The organism is Aquimarina sediminis (assembly GCF_002895435.1).
Taxonomy (GTDB): domain Bacteria; phylum Bacteroidota; class Bacteroidia; order Flavobacteriales; family Flavobacteriaceae; genus Aquimarina; species Aquimarina sediminis.
The window spans coordinates 873,069-892,396 of sequence record NZ_POYJ01000001.1 but is presented as its reverse complement, the minus strand read 5'-3'; the positions used below and the strand labels follow the sequence as shown (position 1 = coordinate 892,396).

Sequence of the window (19,328 nt, the reverse complement as noted above, 5' to 3'; positions counted from 1 at the left end):
TAATTAAAATAACATGAAAAAAAAGGCTATATTAGTCGCTATGGTTCATTCTAGTAATAATGGAATAGTTTTTCTTTCTGGCCGAGCAATTAATGATTACAGTATAAAAGACGAATTATTTTTAGAAACTTGTCCTGATATGTTAATTTCTATTGAGCGATTAGAGATGTATCGAAAAGATGTAATGGAAGTACCACAAGCTTATGGAGCGGATATTACATTAAAAATTCCAGAAGGAATAGAGTTAAAGCCTATGGATATTTTATATAAAAAAATAAGACAAGTTTTATAATTCGATTGAATTTTTCTTTTAGAGATAAGCACTCATTTATTTTCTAATTTAGTAGCTTTAATCATAGAATCTATGGCAAATAGGATATGTTTTGTTTATCTTTAAGAAAAGAAAGAATATCCTTGAACCGTTGTGTCTCAGGGTTTTTAAAAGGTCAGCTTCTTCGTTTTACCTAATAATACCTTACAGAATTATCTAATAAATTAGCTATTTTTTTAGCGGTATCGATACTAGGTGTCATTTCATCACGTTCATAACAAGAAATTCACTAACCGATGTATTGAATCTGATTTTGAGGATAAAATTGCTGAATTAGGGTTGCCTGATGGTGGTAAGGCTTTTCTTGATGATTTTGCAAATGCCTCTAAAGAGGTGATTGATGATATTGGTAATAATCCTGATTTGTTATCTGTGTGGGTTAAAATGGAAAAAGCTGGTGTAAATCCTAAATTAAGAAGAAACCCCAAGGTGCTTAAAAAATCTAAAAACTTTGATTGTAACTAATGAAACGAATTATAAAAATATATCTGGCAATTTTCCTCTTTTTATGCAATACAGTGCTTTCTTTGGCGCAAGATTGCGAATGGGAACGGTTTAAAAAAGATACGGATGAGACTTCAATAAACGGCAAGGCATTAGCAAAAGCAATTGATGAAAATCCTGATTTACTGGATGCGTGGAAGGTCTTAAGTGATGAAGGGGTCGATGATGCAATACGAATAAATATCAGTGAACTCGAATTGGTAAGCAAGAATATTGACAAAATTAAGGCTTTTGATGGTGGATATAATGCTTGGAAGATCAATAATACTGGGGGTAAACTGATAACAGATGCCGAAAGAGCTCTTTTATGGGGCAAAAGTGGTTCGAGTTTTAGAAAAGCTAAAAAGTCATTGGAGAAAAGTGGATTGCTTGATGAGTTTAAAACCAGTTATCCAGAGTTAGATGAACTAGAAATCATTAGTATATACAGATATACAGCGTCTTCCAAGAACTTGAATAACCCATTAAACGCAGGACAAGCCTTAACAGGAAAACTCGAATTACATCAGAAAATGATGAATGCTACTTTGGATAAATTGAAAAACACTAAATTATATGATAAATTAGTTTTTAGAGGGGCTAATTTAGATGAATCTTTAGTGATCAATAAGTATATCAATAATGTAGGAAAGGAAATTACAGAAGATGCTTTTACATCGTCTAGTAAATTAGAAAAAGTAGCAGATGATTTTATAGAAAAATTTAGGGATCCTAATAAGATTCAAGCTAAATATTATATACAATCAAAAACAGGTATTGATATTAATGATATGTCGCACTATACTAAAGTAGTGGGAGAAAATCAAGCAGAAGTTTTATTTAAAAGTGGTACGAAATTTATAGTAGAATCCGCAGAAAAAAATACGGAAGGAATTTTTGAAATAGTTTTGAGAGAATTTTAATATGAAAGATTTACTAAATAAAGTTTTGTCTAGTGTTATAGATAATGATTTAGCAAAGGAACTTGTTGAATTAGAAGAAAAATTAGATTCATTTGGAAGTGATTTTTTGGATAAATTACCAGCTCGTAAACTTATAGAATATGGAAAAGCTAAAGGGCGTATTCAACGTCAAGAAGCTGAAAAGGAGTACTCTAAAATGACACAGAGAGAATTAGAGATAAAGCATTTACGAAGCTTTCAACCTGCCGCCAATCATGTTATAGGCTTAACTTTAGGAGATGAATTGTTGTTAAAAGCAAAAGAACGTAAAGAAGAAAAATTTACTTTTTTTTGGGCAACAAAATCACCTTTTTCTCAGTGGCATAAATGTAACTTTATAGGGGGGCGTATGTTTAGAGCTTCTGATTACTTACTGAAAAGATTTGATAATAAACAGGTGTTTTCATCAACAGAACAGTACATGATGTACCATAAATGTTTACTGTCCTTAGATTTTGACGCGGCACAGGAGGTATTATCAACAAAAGACCCAAAAAAGCAAAAGCAGATAGGACGTTCTGTGAAAATGACAGAGGAAATATTAGAAACATGGGAAGTTTTTAAAGCTTATGTTGTCTATGATGCTAATAAAGCAAAGTTTACCCAAAATGAAGATTTAAAAAAGGCTTTAATTGCCACAAAAGGAACTACTCTTGTAGAAGCAGCACCTAATGATAAAACTTGGGGTATTGGTCTAGCAGAAGATGATCCCAGAGTACAAAATAGAGAAACTTGGCAAGGCAAAAATCTATTAGGAGAAATACTTACCAAAATCAGAATAGAAATTACAGGAGAGTATTAATTACAAAATCGATTGAAGGACCTGATAGCGAAGGAGCTTCTAAAACCTATGATTATTACTACTCGAGATAATAAACAAGTATTGATAAAACAGGTTGTTAGTAAACAACCTGTTTTATGCCATTGAATTGGTCTACCGACCAGAAAATAAAAAACACAAAATTAACTCGGGTTTTATCATATGAAGCATAATTACTATCAGAAGACTACACGATACAGGATATGGGTACATACCGTTTTTGTCCTTTTATTGATATGCCCATATATTGCAATTGCTCAGGTATTTCCTGTTAATGTAACTCCACTGGTAATACCTCCTTATAGTTTAAAACTATCAGAATATGCTACGGCATCTTCAGATAAATTAATTCTTAACCTGTTACTAACCGATATCACAGAATCCAATCGGCAGGTTAATTTAAAATTTTATGTAGAGAACAACGCTGGCTTAGCTATACAAAGCACCGATGTTGTAATTGGCGCCAATCCTATTTTTCTGGATGGAGGAGTACCACTACGACTCACCAATTTTGATCTACAACCCTATTTTCAATTTCAAAACCTTATAGGGATCACCCCTCAACAGTATAGTGTGCCATTTCCCGAGGGCTTATATCGTTTTTGTTTTGAGGTGTATGACTCACAATCGGGACAACAGATTTCTCGCAAAAGTTGCACCGCAGTATATCTGGTACTTAATGATCCTCCTTTCTTAAACTTACCCAATCGCGGGGAGCAGGTACTCATGCGCGATCCTCAAAATATTATATTTCAGTGGACTCCCAGACATCTTAATGCTACCAATGTAGAATATGAATTTACACTGGCAGAGATTTGGGATAATCAGATGGATCCACAGGCAGCATTTTTGGCGAGTCGCCCCATATATCAAAACAATACATTTGCCACTACTTTATTATATGGTCCGGGAGAAACTCCTTTATTACCTGATAAAACCTATGGCTGGCGTGTTCGTGCCATGGTTAGTGATGGGATAAGTGAGACCTCAGTATTTAAAAATAATGGTTATAGTGAAATTTATTATTTTACCTATACCGGTAGTTGTGCAGAACCAGAATATATCCTGGCAGAAGCAAAAAACACAACTACAGAAAAAATTCTTTGGCAGGGAGTAGATCACCTACGCTACAATGTACAGTACCGCAAAAAAGACACAGAAAATGCAATCTGGTTTGATAGCAGTACCATCAATCAATATACCAATATATATAATCTCGAGCCTGGTACTACCTATGAGTTTAGAGTAGGAGGGCAGTGTTTGGATAATGGACCTTTTACATATTCTCAGATTTATGAATTTACGACCACACTGGCAGCAGATCAAGAATCCACCTATAACTGTGGGATCACGCCAGAAATTGTAATAACGAATCAGGACCCTCTGGAAACTCTGGTGGTAAACGAAGTATTTACAGCAGGAGACTTTCCGGTGACGATAAAAGAGGTCACAGGAGCCAATGGATCTTTTTCTGGATGGGGATATATTGTAGTGCCCTATTTACAAGATACAAGGCTTAAAGTAAGTTTTGATGGGATTAGAATTAATACCGATTACCAGCTATTAGATGGCGTTGTCGTTACCGATTATGATGAAAACTGGGGAGGGGTCGATGATATTAGTGATGAGATTGATGCTCTGAAAAGTTTAGGAGGTATAATAGCTGATATTTTTAATGCTACCAATCGTATAGAAGAAAGAGTTGAGGAGTTACAAAATGATGGAAGTATATCACAAGAAGAAAGAAATGAGATTGATGCAGAACGTCTGTCGATAGAAGAACAGACTAATGAGTTAGAAAAGGAAAAAGAAGAGGTAGACAGATTACGGGAATTGGCAGAAAATGAAGAAGATGCCGAAAAGAAAAAAGAATTACAGGAACAGGCAAAAGAAAAACTAGAAAACGCAAAAGAAAAAGCTGAAAAAGTAAAAAAAGCTGCTGATAATTTAGAGAACAGATTAGGCATTAGTAACGATAAAGATATTACCATTGGTAACGATAGTTATTTTGATGGTACTATTAAACTTTCCAAAATAGAGAATAGTGATAACCCAAAATCAGTTGATGGTATTGGTAATCTGAATCTTCCAGTACTATATTCTTCTACTGATTATGCAAAGGATAATCAAAAAATTATAGAGACTCTTGGAAGTAATAAAAAATTGATTATTACTAATTCTGAAACTACCCAGAAAAGTATTGATAGTATAAAACAATGGGTGGCTAATCCGGGTAATGAGCATTTGTTATGGGCACACTACGACCTCAAAGAGCAAATGCTTAAATATAAGATATCATTTAAAGACAACTTTTTTGGAGCATTAAACATTGTAAAAGAAGAATATGTAAAGCTTTATAATGATATACTTACAACCAATATCAAAGAATCTATAGGGTCTGCTATAATCAATACTTCAGAGCATTTGGATCTGTTATTAGAAGAATATAAAGATCATATTCCATTCGTGAATGAAGAATTAATAGCTGGATATTCTACCTATGATGTTCTTAAATCAGTCCTAGGTTTTACAAAAAAATGTGCTGAGGATTTTAAATCTCAGAAAAAAGGAATTGTTCCTAAATGTTTATGGGATCATAATGTTAATCCTGCCATGGCATATTATGCTGGTTTTATCGACGCTGCGTGGGAAGGATTAGAAATGGTAGTTGATCTCTATAAATTTAAAGCTGCATGGGATCCTCTTGATCCTTTTTTCCTAAATGCTGAAGCTTATAAAATACGGCAACAAACTATAGATATTGTTGTCTTGATCCGTCAGTTGGATGAGGAAGACAAACTAGTAAGTTCTGTTACTGACACTATAAAAAAAGAATTTGGGAAGTATGTAGATGAAACATTAGCTTTTGACCCTCAAGCGAGATATAACCAAGGCAAGTTGATTTTTGATGTTGCTTCTTTATTTATTGGATATGGCGAGGTAAAGGTTTTTTTGAAAACAGGGAAGATTACATCTACTACTTTTAAAGCCTTGCAAGCGATACCATCCAAATTACAAGAAATGGTGGTGGGCATAGGAAAACTTAGTAAAAAAGTATTGGTCAAGATTGATAATATAACTGGAGATATCCTAATTGAAGGGCAAAGAATAGCGACTTTGAATAAAGAAAAGCTTACCCTATATATAAAAGCCCTATCAGAGAGTATTGATGAGAACTTACAACCTGTTGGACAATTAATTACTCCTGAGGGGTATAGAGTAAATTTAGATGATGGAACAAGTATCTCTGATCGTGTTTTTAATATTATTGAAGATGCGAAAGGGAAGTATAAAGCTGCTGTTAAAAAGGCAGGAGGTGTCAATAACGCCGGGGGTGAAATATCAAATGCCTTGCGTTCTAAGATTTTTAATAAACTTCCAACAAACCAAGCAGATGAATTAATTTTAGAACTAGGAAAAAATAGTGGTCTGAAAGCTGCTATGGAATCTGGAGAAATAAGTTCTTTAGCATGGAAAAAAATTGCTGACGGGATTCCTTCTTTTAGAATAGACAAGCCTAATGATTATTTGACTTGTTTAAAGAAAATGACTCAATACGAAAAAGGTATTGGAGGTTCTGGTACTGTAAAATATTATAGAGTTCAAGGTGGTGGTTCTGGTAGTGCTACAAGTAGAGAATTGTTAGTTTTAGAAGCTAATGGTAATATGTCTTTTGCTGATAAAACAAAAGAATTGTATTTTAGTACTGATAATATTGATCATGCTGCATACTATGTAAATGGGACGGGAACAAATATTAATGGAAAGGTTATAACCAAAACACCAGCTAATAGACCTAATGGTACAATAGTTGAATTCAAAGTTCCGAAATGGTTAGATGATAAGTTAAAACAAGATGCAATCCCGCAACATAAATCTGGATCAAATGCTTTGAATAATAATTCTCCTCAAATAGTGGATTATAATCAACCGGGAAATCCTTTTGGAATTAAGGAGTCTTGGCAAACTTTAATAGAAGAAAATTATATAAAAGGTAGTGTTAAAGTAATAGAATAATAATGAATGATAATTTAATTTTAAGTGGTGGCATCGTAGTTTATATTATAAAAAACGGGAATGGAGCTTTTTATTATTCAGAAAACTCTACTTGGTTACTTGATGATTGGGATCGTGAAATTAATGATAAGAGTTATTTTGAATTTATAGCTAAGTTTGAATTAGACTTGTCATTATATACAATAGATTTATTAAAAAATAATCTTCCTCAACTATTGATTGATTTTGATAATAAGGAATTAGTAAATAATTATTATGACCAAGCTTTAGAAGATAGAGTACCCGAAATATGGAAAGGGGTTTGGATTGAAGATATAAAAGTTTTTCTTGATTTAATTCCTCAGGAACAAAGGTATTGGGAATCTATGAATGAAGAATCTTAGTTTTAAGATGATCAGACAAAGGATATAAATTTTCATGAGGGAGTAATTGATTTGTTTCTTCTATTTTTTTGTTTAAAATAGGTGTAATGGATGGGAAATTTGATAATATAGAATAATGCCAACACTAAATCAGTACTAGGTATTTTTTCGCTTGGATTCAACTGGGAAATAAATATTATGATAAATAAAGAACAAATTAGTTTTTTAAGATTTCGAAATAAAAAAATTAATATCGAAGAAATAGAAAAGCAAAATGAAGTACAGTTACCTCCTGTTTATAAGAGTTTTTTGAATGTTCTTAATCCTTATTTTACTCATCAAACCTATAAAGTTTCTGATTCTAGGGAAGCAAATAGTTTTATTGCCTATATATATTCTTCTAAAAATAAGGATTCTTATAGTATAGATGATGATGAGCTATCTTTAGAAAATTTCATGGATATAAATGAATTATTTATTTGTGAAGGGTACAAACATTATGTTAACCAATATGGTTTATTACCTATAAGTATTCATGGTTTTAATGGAGGTTTATTAGTAGGGATTAATGAAGATAATCAAGATGAAATATATTTAACTCAAGATACTGAGGAAATTAATTTTATTGCTAATAATATCTATGAAGTACTCCTAAACATCAAGCCAATTGTAGTAAATTTTGAAAATTTCGATGAGAAAATAGATACTGAAAAATTTTATAAAAATTGGGGAGAAGATTTTTGGAGAGTAAAAGAAAATAGTGTGTAAAATGCATTTCCAGTTCTATCAATACTAATAGATGAAGTTGCGCATGGCTTATCAAGACATATGAGTGGTAAAAAAATATAGAGAATAGATAGGTAAAAGCAAAAATAGAACAGTTAATTATGGAATGGAAGTATATTGAAACGCTTAATGATAAACTTTTTTTAGAAACAATTGAATTAAAATTTGGGGTAAAATTGCACAGTATTTTCGGAAAATTATTTTAGAAAATAATGGAGGTTATCCGACAAAAAACATATTTGATACAGATATGTCAAAAGAGAAGGTTTTTAGTAATTTACTAGACTTTAATTTGAACAATTCAAATAATGTGCTAGATGTTCATTCTAGAATTAAAGACATATTACCGTTTAAAGTTTATCCCTTTGGTTCAGAACCAAGTGGTGATTATTTATGTTTTGATTATAATACGGATAATCTTGAACCTAATATTATTTTGTGGAAACATGAAGGAATTGTTGATAATGGAGAAGAAGTATATGAAACAGAGTATATCTCAAATTCTTTTGAAGAGTTTCTTTCGAGATTGTATTCAGAAGAGGATTTAATATCTTAATCGGTATAAGATAGTCCTATTATATAGGAGTTTTAATATTTCCAATTTATTTGAAATACCGTCTTTGCCTTAGAGTTACCCGAAGGCATTGGTGTTCATAATGGTATCAAAGAATTCGAAAACCGAATACTTAAAATTGTAAGTGATACCAATGGCGCTTATCGTGTAGTGGTAGAAGAGTTAGGTAACCTTGAAGCACTAGCGAATCAATTAAAAGACGGCTTTAATATTACCAGCATAAATAAAGCAAAACAGTTGGTAGAAAAACTGGGGGCTGATAATGTAGGTAAACTGCTACAAAAAGCGGATATTATCAATAAAGCTGATGGGGATGTGATTAGGTTATTAGATGATATTGCAGATACACCAGATTTTGCGAAGCATATTGATGATTTGACAGAGGATATTGTTGCGGCTTGGAAATTGCTTAAAAATAGTATTGGTAAAAAAACATCCTTTGCAAAAGATTTTGATGTTTTACAGACCTTAGGTAAAGTATTAAAAAGCGATGAACTTGTTTCATTGTTTGATCATCCAAAAATTGGAGGAATACAGAATTTTTTAAAAGCTTATAATGATGTACGCTGTGCAACTTGTCCAGATACAGGTGGATATAAAGCATATATGCCTATGTTACATGAGATTATAGATAATACGACGTATTGTTTAAAGGAGTTTGGTGATAAAATGGATAGTAAAATGTTTGGACAAGAGCTATTAACTCGTAATTTTAGGGGAAGAGATGGTATCCAACACATGTTTAAAGACATGAGAGAAAAAGGATATAAAGCTGAAGACGTATCAAGTCTAGGAGGTAAGTTTGATACATCCGACAACTTTTTTGACCTTAAATTTGTAAATGGAAAAACATTAAAATACATTGAGTATAAAAGTTATTTGCCAGATGGTTTTGGAACAAAAGAGCATATAAAACAATTTAAAGAATATTTAAAAGATATAACGGATTTAACAGAGTTAAACTATGTTTTTAATGTCTCTAAAGCAGATGAATTGGTTTGGAAGAATAAGTTTAAGAAAATATTTAAAAATAATGTTGATGATATTTGGAAAGAAAAAGGAGATTTGTTTAGAGGAAAGAAAATTAAATTGGAAGGAAAAGAAATAGAGATAACCAAAAATAATTTTAAACAAATTTTGGAACATAAAGATGTTTTAAAAACATTTATTTTTGACTTTGTAAAAACAAATTGAAAAATGTATAGCTCTAATATAGACATAGAAAAAATTGAAGACTATAATTATAGTTCATGTGGTCTCTTATATATCAAAAACAATAACTTATTCTTAAATCATAAGAAACTATTAGTATTAAAAGATGATTATGAATTGAAATCGAGTTTTTTTTATAATCTATTAGGCAATAAAATTCAATATATAGATAAAGAATGTGTTGTTAAGGAAATTGAATTGGAAAGTGAAATTCACTTTTCTATTGTAGACCAAAACAATATATATATGAAATTTTATTCTGGAGGGCTATTTGATCAGACCTTTGGCATTTTTTCTTTAAAAGAAAAAAAAATTTTATTTGAAACTAACGAATTTATAGGAAACATCGTTTTTGAAGATAAAATTTTTAATAACAATAACAATAATATAATAGCCCGAAAGGTGTTTGATGGAAAACCAATATGGGTCTGTCAAGTTTTAAACAAAAAAGGATTTAAAGCCAATCGCACGTCAACCGAATTGAATAGTATAGAAGTTACTAGCTTTTTAGGAGTATATGATAATACCTTATGGATGGTTTTAAATAATGGTTTTTTACTTGGAGTTGATATAGATACAGGAAAAGAAAAACATTACTTAGGTTACGCTATAGAAAATAATACAGAAAGGGGATGGTATGAAGATTTAGGGCATGTGTATATTAGTTCGCAATATAAGTTAGACAGTAATACAGGTAAGATTATTCTTATTAGTGGAGAAGATTATTTTGAAGTAGATTTAAATAAATCTAATCCGAAAAAAGTATGGAGAAATATGGCTTCCTCGTTAAAGGGATTACAATGTGAGATGGGAGGAAATGAAGGGTTTAAATTTGATGATAACTATTTCTATTTTTATGATGGACCAAAAGGAGTAGTTATTGTTATGGATAGAAACAACTTCGAAATTGTATGGAATCATGATTTAAAGATACAAACAGAAGATTCTTTTGTTTTGAGTTTATTACGGGATTTAAAAATATCAGAAGGAAAGATTGGAGTATTGGATAGAAATAACACTCTCCATATTTTTGAGAAAGAATCAGCTTAATAAAATATAAGGACATAAAACTATACATTAAAACCAATCTTTTTAGATTGGTTTTAATGTATAAAGCTTGTCGAAGACTATAAAAACCTAAATTTAGGAGCACTTCGACAAGCTTTTCCTGAGTTTTTATTGAATAGCCCAGTGCGACAATTAGCTAAATAATAATGTTGATTCGTGCCAAAAGTAGTACTCTAAACTATTTTTAAAAAGTCAGCCCCCCAATGTGAGTTAGATTTCCGTTGATGAATCATTATCATTCGAGCTGTTGTTAGAACGGTTTGTCACTACTTGATTATATTGCCCCGCCAAAACATCAATCTGGTTAAGAATAATATTGTAAGTTTCTTTGCCACTAAGAGTAGCATGGGCTCTAATATGATTAACCAATATTCGGTATGCTTCTGTTGCCTGATTTCTTAGCTCTGGAATATCTGCCAATGGATTCAAAGCTGCCTCGTCTACACGATCAAGATATTTGACAGAGAAGTTAGCATTACTTTCTTTTAATTCTTCATGCCAGTTTTCTAGACCAAGCTTCATAACAGCAGCTTTTAACTCTGGTTCGGTATCCCAATCTTTGGCAATGCTATTAATAACAGCTGTCTCTTCTTGGTAGCTAAGACGTTGGATATTATCCCCATGCGATGCAATATTCGTATATAATGCTGTGGCTGCCTCAGAAATACTCTTATCAAAATGATATTTGTAGCTATCTGCAACACTTCTTAATCCTACAATTGCACGATCTCTGCGCTCATCAAGAGCTATAACTTCCTGGGTTAATCCACTTCCGTAACTTTGTTTAAATGCAGCATCGATCTTTGCAACAATAGGTTCTAGAGTTTCTTGTTGTGTAGTAAGTTGCAATACTTGTAAGTCCTGTTTACTCAGTAGATCCAGAAAATCTGTCATATACTGTAAATACTCTCCATTACGATAACGGTTCAAATAAGGTGTGTTCATTTATTAAATTTTTTAAGTTAATAATAAGAGTGGAAATATCCACCATATTAGTATATGTCTCTAACTAGCAAAAGGTTACCTGTTGCTATGAGTTGTTAACACATTTTATGAAACACTACCCTGTACAATACTTGCTGAAGGTATCTAAAGCACTACAATTAGCTCTGCAATGGTTGCAGAGTCAATCTACACCACAACTATTGCCTTTACATTACTTGCTGATGCGATTGTCGTATCAACAATGGGTCTTGCAATGCTTGCGGAAGCTCTTGTCATGGCAACAAGTCCTTCTGCAATCATTGCAGAGCAAATATAACCGACTACAAACGACTAAATTCAAAATACAAATGGTATGAGCACAACCATTTTATAAGATATCATCAAGAGAGAGGGATTTTATACAAAAAGTACTATAAATTGGTTCTGGATCTTCAACATTCTTAAAATCCAGAACCTTTCTGTCAAGTTTTTAAACGATTTTTATAGATAAAAGAGGTTTATTGTCAGGTAATGATAAAATGCATTTCCAAAAAACCTTACCATATTAGTAATGAATTACAGTAATTCGCTTATGATAAAACCACCCACTTTAGCACCTTTTTTCTTTGCTGACTCCTGTTTTTTTAGTAGTTTCGCACCTTCAATTTCTTTAGTATGAAGAGGTTGTAAGAACCCAAAACCTAAATCTTTTCTATATTAACCTACAGGCGTACTTCATTTGAGAAAACTATTACTCGCACTTATACTATTACCTTTTATATCCATCGCCCAAACGTTGGACTATGAATCTATTACCCAGAGTAAGCCATTTAAAATTAGTGGACAGGTTTCTGCGAGTGGGATTTATTATAACTCTAATCAAAATAATAATAGAGAGCCATACACATACTTTTTGCAAGGAGCACTTAATATAAGTATTTATAGTTTTTCGATACCGATATCCTATAGTTTTTCGAATCAGGGAGAGGATTTAGGATATCAGTTACCTTTTGATTTTAATCGTATAAGCTTGCACCCTAAGTATAAATGGATAACCGGGCATGTTGGTAATGTGAGTATGACCTTTTCTCCCTATACCCTTAGTGGACACCAGTTTACAGGTGGAGGAGTTGATCTGACACCCCCGGGAGCTATCAAAGTAAGTGCTATGGCAGGACGATTGCTTAAAGCCACAGAAGATGACGATGATCCAAGAACCATCCCAGCCTATAACCGTATGGGGTACGGACTAAAAACTAGTTTTGAAAAAGAACGATATAAAATTGGAGTGATTGGGTTCTATGCAAAAGATGATCAAAATTCTATTGACTCTATACCTGAAGTAAAAGGAGTATTACCACAAGAAAACTTGGTAGTTAGTGTAGAAGGGGAAGTGAAACTGGGGAAAAGTTTTAGCCTACAGGCAGAATATGCCGCTACAGCTATTACCAAAGATACCAGAGCAGAGGAGACAGAAAATACAGAAATCGCACCCATAGCCACGCTATTTAATAATAGAGCTTCTACAGAATATTATAATGCGGTAAAAACCCGATTGGGATACGCTATAGGTAGAGTAAATCTTGGGGTGGGATACGAACGTATTGATCCCGGTTATGAGACCTTGGGAGCCTATTACTTTAATAATGACTTTGAAAATATAACTTTTGATGCCTCTAATACTTTTTTTAGAGATCGGTTAACACTAGCTCTTAATATTGGATACCAAAGAGATGACTTGGATAATTTAAAAGCCAACAATACCAATAGAACAGTAGGCTCGTTAAATGGTACCCTGGCACTATCAGAGCGGTTAAATATTTCTGGTTCTTATTCTAACTTTAGCACATTTACCAATATCAAACCCAATCAGTTTGATGAAATTAATGATGCTGATCTGCTAGATGAACAAATAGAAGAGTTAGATTATAGACAGCTATCTCAAACCGCAACATTAACCGTGAGTTATGTACTATCCAACAAAAAAACATCGAGACAAAACCTGATTACCAATTATGCACTTAATGATGTGGCTAATGAGCAGGGGGGGATCGTAAGACTGGGAGATGCATCTACTTTTCATAATATGAATATAGGGCATACCATAAATTTTTCTGAAAGAAACCTAAGTATTAGTACGGCTGTTAATGGCACCTACAATACCATTGGCAGAGAAGAATCAACTACCTGGGGACCTACTATAAGTATAGGTAAACGATATTTAAAGAAAACCTTGAATGTAAGACTTTCATCTGGTTATAACAGTTCTAATAGTTCGACAACCAATACAAGTGTAGTTAACCTTAGAAGTGCTGTTACCTATACGCTAAAAGAAAGACATAATTTTAATCTTAACGCCGTGCAATTGTTTAGAGAAGGAGGTAGTAATGGACAATTAAGTGAGTTTACAGCAACTTTTGGGTATAACTATGCGTTTGGACTAAAGAAACCTAAACTAAACTTTAAAAAGAAAGCCAAAAAGCCTAAAACACCAAAAGAAGATAATGATTCTATCAAAATCAATTATAGAACCTATCGTTTTGAAGGGCTGCCCACAGAGATTACACCGCAATTGTTATCGCTACCAGAAAAAGAAGGATTTGCACATATTATAAAAGACAAAAAAGGAAAGGTTAGTGAATTAAAGGAGCAGCTTTTAGAAACAGAAGAAAGAGATAAAAGAGTATATAAAGAAATAGCAGTTGGTTACCTTAAAGAAATGGACTCTTATTTAGAATTTGCAGAATTTTATAATGAGAAGATATATAAAGCTTACCTAAAACTGGTTAGCGAAGCACAAGAAATTGATCGTCAGATCCGAGATGAATTTACAGTACTTAGTGCCAAAATTAATAGTGCAGAAGAAAAAGATTCAAAAGATCTGGAGCGACAAAAAATACTAGAGAAACGTTATGAATCACATACCGTGTTGCTGCAATCATTGCTACAATGGAATTTGAAACCACAAGATATCGAAAATCCAGATGGAGTCATTAAAGCACTCAAAAAACGAAATGCTTCAAAAGTATTCTCAATGTATGAAAACGAAAAGTCAGAAGAGCATATTATAAAGTTTATAGAGATACGACTGGCAGATGCATTTCATAAACTTCTAAAAGAATAAAAATCTATTTTTGCAGGTACCGTACCATTTTGATAAAGAAATAACAATGACTAGGTACATTTTATTGCGGTAAATTCAAAGTGTAACTGGTATAACAATATGATTTCTGTAAAAAGTACAGAAACAACCGTGATTATGGTGTAAACTAAGGAGCCTCTTATCTCTAATTTTGAAAGTCTAAATAATAATAGCAATCAAAATATGAGTAAAAAGTATATCGCAGAGATTAATATTGCAAGAATGAAAGCTCCTTTGGACTCCCCTTTATTAAAAGAATTTGTAGATTTTCTGGATCCTATAAATAAAATGGCTGATGAAAGTCCTGGTTTTATTTGGAGGTTAAAAGATGAAGACGGAAGTGCCGCAGCGAATATAGAATCCCCCTTAGAAGATGATATGATGCTAATTAATATGTCTGTATGGGAAGATCTCGAAACTCTTAAGAATTTTACATACGGTACCGCTCACAGTTATTTTGTAAGAGCAGGTAGAAAATGGTTCGAAAGGATGAAAAGCCCTCATATGGCACTATGGTGGATCGACAGCGATCATATACCAACAATGCATGAAGCCATGTCCAAACTTGAAGGTATAGATAAAAATGGTTTGACTGCCGGGGCTTTTACTTTTAAAAAAATATTTAATCCCGAAGGAGAAGAAATCTAAGTGTATGATATTCTTTATATTTATACAAGAATGAATATGCATACAGTCAATGATGTTTTTAAAATCTGATAAAAAAATACCGAACTACCGTCTGTATGGCGATGAAACTAAAGATGAAGTAGCTTCTTTTTTTAACATCAAACGCCTTGAAGAGATTCCTGAACAATCTGATAGGGTACATCGCCCGCATCGCCATCTTAATTTGTTTCAGATTATATGGATTACTCATGGATTTGGGGACATCATGGTCGACGAACAGATGTATCGAATGGAAAAGGGGTCGTTGTTTTATATCAGCCCAGGTGTAGTACATGCCTGTAAAATCTCCAATGATTTTAAAGGATTTGTAGTTCATTTTTCTCCAGATCTTCTATTGACTCAAAAAGGTGTATGTTCTAGTTTCGAAGAGATAAACAAAACGATTAACAATACTGTATTAGTCGTCAAAACAGATAAAGCTGAAGAAAAAGTAATTCATGGTATTGTATTAGATATCTGGAAAGAAAGTATTCATGAGTTTGTAGAAAAAGATCAGATTATAAGTAATTACCTAAATATCCTGATGGTTCATGTCTTACGACAAGTGTATCAAGATATAAATATTGAAAATAGTGGTGTAAATCACACTACTATTCAAAATTTTAGAAACTTGATAGATCAATATTACAAGAAAGAAAGAGGAGTAAGCTATTATGCATCTCTACTACATATTACTCCAACCTACCTTAATGATACTATAAAAAAATCTACTGGAAAAACCGCTGGCGAGCTTATTAGAGAGCGAATTATATTAGAAGCCAAACGTCTTTTGATTTTTAGTTCCCTCAGTATTTCTGAAATTGCTTATGAATTGGGCTTTGAAGATTCTGCATATTTCTGGAAATTTTTTAAAAAGTATGTATCTATTTCTCCAAAGTTATTTAGAGAAAAACACTAAGTAAACTTGTTAGGAGGTCATGTAAAAATAATTACATGATTCAAAGGCAATACTCTTTCTCCTATGCTCTTAATTTTTAAAACAGCACTAATTAATATTCGGAATCTTGAATACTACTTAGTGCTGTTTTAATGTCTGTATATCATGTTGTTATTTTTAAAATGGGATATTGGTTTACATGGTTTGATGTATAGCTGTAATCCAGGTGTGTTTGCTCTTTACTTTAAGTAGAAGCCCCTTTAGGTAATATGTGTAGATCTTTTTGAGACGTTCGCTCTATTCACAGTTTCAATTGACAAAATATGAAATATGATGAAATATTATTTTCATTAAGGGTGATGTAGCTTAGTAGCACTGAATAAATCAGGATTAAAAGAGTCTAAACAATATTTTAAATAACTAACCAACTATGAGTCAATTTCAAGATCTATTAAACGCATTAATTAAATCAAAACTATCTGATATAAACTCTGCTGTTACATCAGCCATTAAATCCAGAGGGTTGGATCCTATGATTCATGTAGCATCTGGATCAGATAAAATAGGAAGTATAGACCTAGGTATTTGTACGGCTGAAGCAGTAGCTAGTTATGCACTGCAAAACCTTACAGGACTTTCTTCCCTTCATATCAATTCTCTAGTAATCACTTCGGCAACTACAAGTGAAGATGGCAAAACTCTTCATGGAGCCGTTAAACTAGAAGCAGTTGTAACGTCAAATTTAGGTATTCATGTTGGAGGAAAATTTAAGGCAGGTTGTGGGTTTTTAAAACCTTCTGTAGGAATTGGAGGAAATGTAACCATTTCTAAAGTAAGCATTAATGCAACGGGAGATTTTGATGCAACTGTTGGAGAAAAATTGTGTTTGACAGAGATCGATGTAAAAAATCCTGGATTAAACTATGGTAATATCAATGTAGATATTGATGGGCTAGGGATCTTTAATAGCTTACTTCATCCTCTAGAAAACTTTATTTTGGGGTTAGTAAAAGGATCCGTTATCAATACAATAGAAGGAGCTGTTACTCCAGCAATCAATAATGCCTTGGATGGTGTTCTACCACAATGCACTAGTTTATAACCAATATCTGGTATTTTAATGAAGATTTTTATTGATTCGAATGAAGCTAAGAAATCTACTTTGGGAGAATTTTATCGAGCTCCAAAAATAAAAGGTTCTGATGTCTGGTTGCCAATCGATATCAATAAGCAATTAAAATCCAGATGGTGTTGGGCTGCAATTGCAAGTGCGGTTGGGAATTATTACCAAACATGTACTATTAAGCAAAAGTCTTTGGTAAAAAAAATACTTAGAGATGTAGATTATGATCAAAGTAAATATACAGAATCTGAAATTCAAGAGAAGAATATCAATTTCAAATTGGATATAGCACTAAAGTTTGTAGGTAGTTTTAGTCATTGGACTTTAGGTAAACCCATTTTTGAACGCATCCAATTCGAAATAAATCAAGGGAGACCTCTTGGAGTTAGACTAGAATGGTTTAAAGGAGGAGCACATTATATACTTGTAAAAGGGTACAACGCAGAAGAAGGAAATCTTATCATTGAAGATTCATTGCATGGATCAAGTATTCAACTGTATGATACATTCCCTGAAAAATATAGAGAAGGAGGTGCGGTTTGGACTGAGACTTTTTGGACAAATAAATTAACAACAAAATAAATAGAATAGATATGGCAAGTTTTGACGTTGCTGTGGGGATTACTCAAAGTGGTATAAATACAACACTTGAAAGTTTTTTTGGTAATTCTACAGCGCAATCTAAAATTTTTAAACAAAAGATATCGCAAGATGTCGAAGGCATTGCAGTTGTAGTAGAATTCGTAATAGAGAAGGTGCCCACTGTATTGCTCACTTCACCTTCAGACGAGAAATGGCAAGCGTCTTATGGTGCTGATGGAGTACAGAAAACAGGAAAACCTCCAACAAATAATGTGTTTCAGGTGCTCCTGTCTAGTGTAAAAGTGACAGGAACAATTGCTGGAGTATCTGTAACAGGAACTGGTGAGATAGAAGTGTATGCTCAATTTTCGTTAGCCAAAAATGTACTCAATGTTACAGGACTTTCTGTTTGGCTGGACGAAAGTAAATGGAAAAAGGACGGAATTACAAAAGCAATAGTAAATGCCATTATTATTCCGCACGCTTTAGATACTGTTAATGGGCTAATGAATGCAATTCCTTTTCCACAAATTCCAACACAATATACGACTACCACATTTCAGGATCCTATACTGGGTATCACTAATGAGAATGAGCTTGTTTTGGCAACATCTATGAAAACCAGCGAGGCAGCAAACTTGGATGACTATACACCTCCACCTTCTGAAGAAATCTATTTACAAGCAGGGATATCATTAATCAACACGGTACTTGAAGAAAAACTAAGTAATCTTCCATTAGAAGCATCAGATTCTAGTGGAGGTAGTGCAGCAAAAGCAAGTGCAGAGATTAAAGGAACCTTAAAAAGCGCTGTTGGTAAAATTTCTGGAGGAAAAACATTGGTAAGTTTAAGTATCATTGATATTAGTGGGTATGGACAATTATCAGGGACTGCAACAACAATTGCCAAAACAGTTTTATGTCCTATAGGTACCGCTATTGATGCGATTTCGGATCCTAAAAATTGGGACAAAGTGGTTTCAAGTTTTTCGATTGAATATAAACCTAATCCATTAGATATCCCTTTTACTGCAAAAGTAACAACCAAAGAAAGTGTTGAAGTGAGTATTGGAGAAATAGATTCTGTTCAGATTATTGCTGCACCAAAATGGAGTGGAGTAATAGGATCTGCACTTGCAGCAGCTGCAGCAGGATTTGTTGATTTACTATCTGCAATTTTTAAAGGAAAAATAGTAAATGATATCATTAAAAATAATGCACAAGATATCGAAGTCTGGAAAAATGCCTCTGTAACCAAGCAAATAGAAGGAATAAATGTAACACTTTCGGCAGAGCCCGGAGCAGCACTCGTTCCACAAGGAGATAATTATATTATTGAAGGATTCTCCATAGCTTTTTCTTAATGGCAATAATAGTA

The 19,328-nt window shown here is 32.9% G+C and carries 19 protein-coding genes; 17 read left to right on the top strand and 2 right to left on the bottom strand.

Translation table 11 applies throughout. The features are described from left to right. The first annotated feature begins 13 nt into the window (after nt 1-13). Nucleotides 14-292, top strand: a complete 279-nt coding sequence (locus tag C1X07_RS03960) for a hypothetical protein (RefSeq protein ID WP_103068646.1) — start codon at nt 14-16, stop codon at nt 290-292. A 172-nt stretch (nt 293-464) separates the two neighbouring features. Here C1X07_RS03960 and C1X07_RS25465 read toward each other — a convergent pair whose 3' ends face one another. Beyond that, on the bottom strand, nt 465-533 hold the full coding sequence (locus C1X07_RS25465) for a hypothetical protein (protein WP_394335663.1): 69 nt from the start codon (nt 531-533) through the stop codon (nt 465-467). Between C1X07_RS25465 and C1X07_RS03955 the strand changes: the two genes are divergently transcribed. The 9 genes from C1X07_RS03955 (at nt 527) to C1X07_RS03915 (ending at nt 10,597) form a co-directional block, all read left to right on the top strand. Beyond that, nucleotides 527-796 (top strand): hypothetical protein, encoded by a 270-nt coding sequence (locus tag C1X07_RS03955; RefSeq protein WP_103068645.1) that lies wholly within the window; start codon nt 527-529, stop codon nt 794-796. The genes C1X07_RS25465 and C1X07_RS03955 overlap by 7 nt on opposite strands. Then, complete coding sequence (locus tag C1X07_RS03950) at nt 796-1,737, top strand: ADP-ribosyltransferase family protein (protein ID WP_103068644.1); 942 nt, start codon at nt 796-798, stop codon at nt 1,735-1,737. Before C1X07_RS03955 ends, C1X07_RS03950 begins: the two co-directional genes overlap by 1 nt. Before the next feature lies 1 nt (nt 1,738). Further along, on the top strand, nt 1,739-2,578 hold the full coding sequence (locus C1X07_RS03945; protein WP_206604208.1) for an NADAR family protein: 840 nt from the start codon (nt 1,739-1,741) through the stop codon (nt 2,576-2,578). Between the two features lie 180 nt (nt 2,579-2,758). Next, complete coding sequence (locus C1X07_RS03940) at nt 2,759-6,613, top strand: fibronectin type III domain-containing protein (RefSeq protein ID WP_128755186.1); 3,855 nt, start codon at nt 2,759-2,761, stop codon at nt 6,611-6,613. 2 nt (nt 6,614-6,615) lie between these two features. After that, complete coding sequence (locus C1X07_RS03935; protein WP_103068642.1) at nt 6,616-6,996, top strand: hypothetical protein; 381 nt, start codon at nt 6,616-6,618, stop codon at nt 6,994-6,996. A gap of 177 nt (nt 6,997-7,173) precedes the next feature. Next, complete coding sequence (locus C1X07_RS03930) at nt 7,174-7,743, top strand: SMI1/KNR4 family protein (RefSeq protein WP_103068641.1); 570 nt, start codon at nt 7,174-7,176, stop codon at nt 7,741-7,743. A 175-nt stretch (nt 7,744-7,918) separates the two neighbouring features. Continuing rightward, nucleotides 7,919-8,317 carry an SMI1/KNR4 family protein gene (locus C1X07_RS03925; RefSeq protein ID WP_103068640.1) on the top strand — a complete coding sequence of 133 codons (399 nt, stop codon included), beginning with the start codon at nt 7,919-7,921 and terminating at the stop codon, nt 8,315-8,317. Nucleotides 8,318-8,485: 168 nt separating this feature from the next. Next, the gene (locus C1X07_RS03920; RefSeq protein ID WP_103068639.1) at nt 8,486-9,529 is read left to right on the top strand and encodes a hypothetical protein; all 1,044 of its coding nucleotides are present in this window, start codon (nt 8,486-8,488) and stop codon (nt 9,527-9,529) included. Between the two features lie 3 nt (nt 9,530-9,532). Further along, the gene (locus C1X07_RS03915) at nt 9,533-10,597 is read left to right on the top strand and encodes a hypothetical protein (RefSeq protein WP_103068638.1); all 1,065 of its coding nucleotides are present in this window, start codon (nt 9,533-9,535) and stop codon (nt 10,595-10,597) included. A gap of 228 nt (nt 10,598-10,825) precedes the next feature. On the opposite strand, the gene C1X07_RS03910 is transcribed toward C1X07_RS03915, so the two are convergent. Next, the gene (locus C1X07_RS03910) at nt 10,826-11,560 is read right to left on the bottom strand and encodes a DUF6261 family protein (RefSeq protein WP_128755185.1); all 735 of its coding nucleotides are present in this window, start codon (nt 11,558-11,560) and stop codon (nt 10,826-10,828) included. Between the two features lie 169 nt (nt 11,561-11,729). Here C1X07_RS03910 and C1X07_RS24910 point away from each other — a divergent pair, with 169 nt between their 5' ends. The 7 genes from C1X07_RS24910 (at nt 11,730) to C1X07_RS03880 (ending at nt 19,314) form a co-directional block, all read left to right on the top strand. Continuing rightward, nucleotides 11,730-11,876 carry a hypothetical protein gene (locus tag C1X07_RS24910; protein ID WP_164914083.1) on the top strand — a complete coding sequence of 49 codons (147 nt, stop codon included), beginning with the start codon at nt 11,730-11,732 and terminating at the stop codon, nt 11,874-11,876. Between the two features lie 402 nt (nt 11,877-12,278). Beyond that, nucleotides 12,279-14,663: a porin family protein gene (locus C1X07_RS03905; protein WP_164914082.1), complete on the top strand. Its 2,385-nt coding sequence runs from the start codon at nt 12,279-12,281 to the stop codon at nt 14,661-14,663. 201 nt (nt 14,664-14,864) lie between these two features. After that, nucleotides 14,865-15,329, top strand: coding sequence for a DUF3291 domain-containing protein (locus C1X07_RS03900; protein ID WP_103068636.1), 465 nt, complete (start codon nt 14,865-14,867; stop codon nt 15,327-15,329). A gap of 49 nt (nt 15,330-15,378) precedes the next feature. Beyond that, complete coding sequence (locus tag C1X07_RS03895) at nt 15,379-16,266, top strand: AraC family transcriptional regulator (protein ID WP_103068635.1); 888 nt, start codon at nt 15,379-15,381, stop codon at nt 16,264-16,266. 409 nt (nt 16,267-16,675) lie between these two features. Continuing rightward, on the top strand, nt 16,676-17,347 hold the full coding sequence (locus tag C1X07_RS03890) for a hypothetical protein (RefSeq protein WP_103068634.1): 672 nt from the start codon (nt 16,676-16,678) through the stop codon (nt 17,345-17,347). Between the two features lie 18 nt (nt 17,348-17,365). Beyond that, nucleotides 17,366-17,950 (top strand): papain-like cysteine protease family protein, encoded by a 585-nt coding sequence (locus C1X07_RS03885; RefSeq protein ID WP_103068633.1) that lies wholly within the window; start codon nt 17,366-17,368, stop codon nt 17,948-17,950. Between the two features lie 11 nt (nt 17,951-17,961). Then, on the top strand, nt 17,962-19,314 hold the full coding sequence (locus C1X07_RS03880; protein WP_103068632.1) for a hypothetical protein: 1,353 nt from the start codon (nt 17,962-17,964) through the stop codon (nt 19,312-19,314). The last annotated feature ends 14 nt before the right edge of the window (nt 19,315-19,328 follow it).

Bases quoted from the DNA above. Each gene is read 5' to 3' on its own strand.
- C1X07_RS03900 (WP_103068636.1), top strand. From the start codon at position 14,865: ATGAGTAAAAAGTATATCGCAGAGATTAATATTGCAAGAATGAAAGCT.
- C1X07_RS24910 (WP_164914083.1), top strand. From the start codon at position 11,730: ATGGTTGCAGAGTCAATCTACACCACAACTATTGCCTTTACATTACTT.
- C1X07_RS03930 (WP_103068641.1), top strand. From the start codon at position 7,174: ATGATAAATAAAGAACAAATTAGTTTTTTAAGATTTCGAAATAAAAAA.
- C1X07_RS03940 (WP_128755186.1), top strand. From the start codon at position 2,759: ATGAAGCATAATTACTATCAGAAGACTACACGATACAGGATATGGGTA.
- C1X07_RS03915 (WP_103068638.1), top strand. From the start codon at position 9,533: ATGTATAGCTCTAATATAGACATAGAAAAAATTGAAGACTATAATTAT.
- C1X07_RS03945 (WP_206604208.1), top strand. From the start codon at position 1,739: ATGAAAGATTTACTAAATAAAGTTTTGTCTAGTGTTATAGATAATGAT.
- C1X07_RS03885 (WP_103068633.1), top strand. From the start codon at position 17,366: ATGAAGATTTTTATTGATTCGAATGAAGCTAAGAAATCTACTTTGGGA.
- C1X07_RS03890 (WP_103068634.1), top strand. From the start codon at position 16,676: ATGAGTCAATTTCAAGATCTATTAAACGCATTAATTAAATCAAAACTA.
- C1X07_RS03960 (WP_103068646.1), top strand. From the start codon at position 14: ATGAAAAAAAAGGCTATATTAGTCGCTATGGTTCATTCTAGTAATAAT.
- C1X07_RS03910 (WP_128755185.1), bottom strand. From the start codon at position 11,560: ATGAACACACCTTATTTGAACCGTTATCGTAATGGAGAGTATTTACAG.
- C1X07_RS03950 (WP_103068644.1), top strand. From the start codon at position 796: ATGAAACGAATTATAAAAATATATCTGGCAATTTTCCTCTTTTTATGC.
- C1X07_RS03935 (WP_103068642.1), top strand. From the start codon at position 6,616: ATGAATGATAATTTAATTTTAAGTGGTGGCATCGTAGTTTATATTATA.
- C1X07_RS03880 (WP_103068632.1), top strand. From the start codon at position 17,962: ATGGCAAGTTTTGACGTTGCTGTGGGGATTACTCAAAGTGGTATAAAT.
- C1X07_RS03895 (WP_103068635.1), top strand. From the start codon at position 15,379: ATGATGTTTTTAAAATCTGATAAAAAAATACCGAACTACCGTCTGTAT.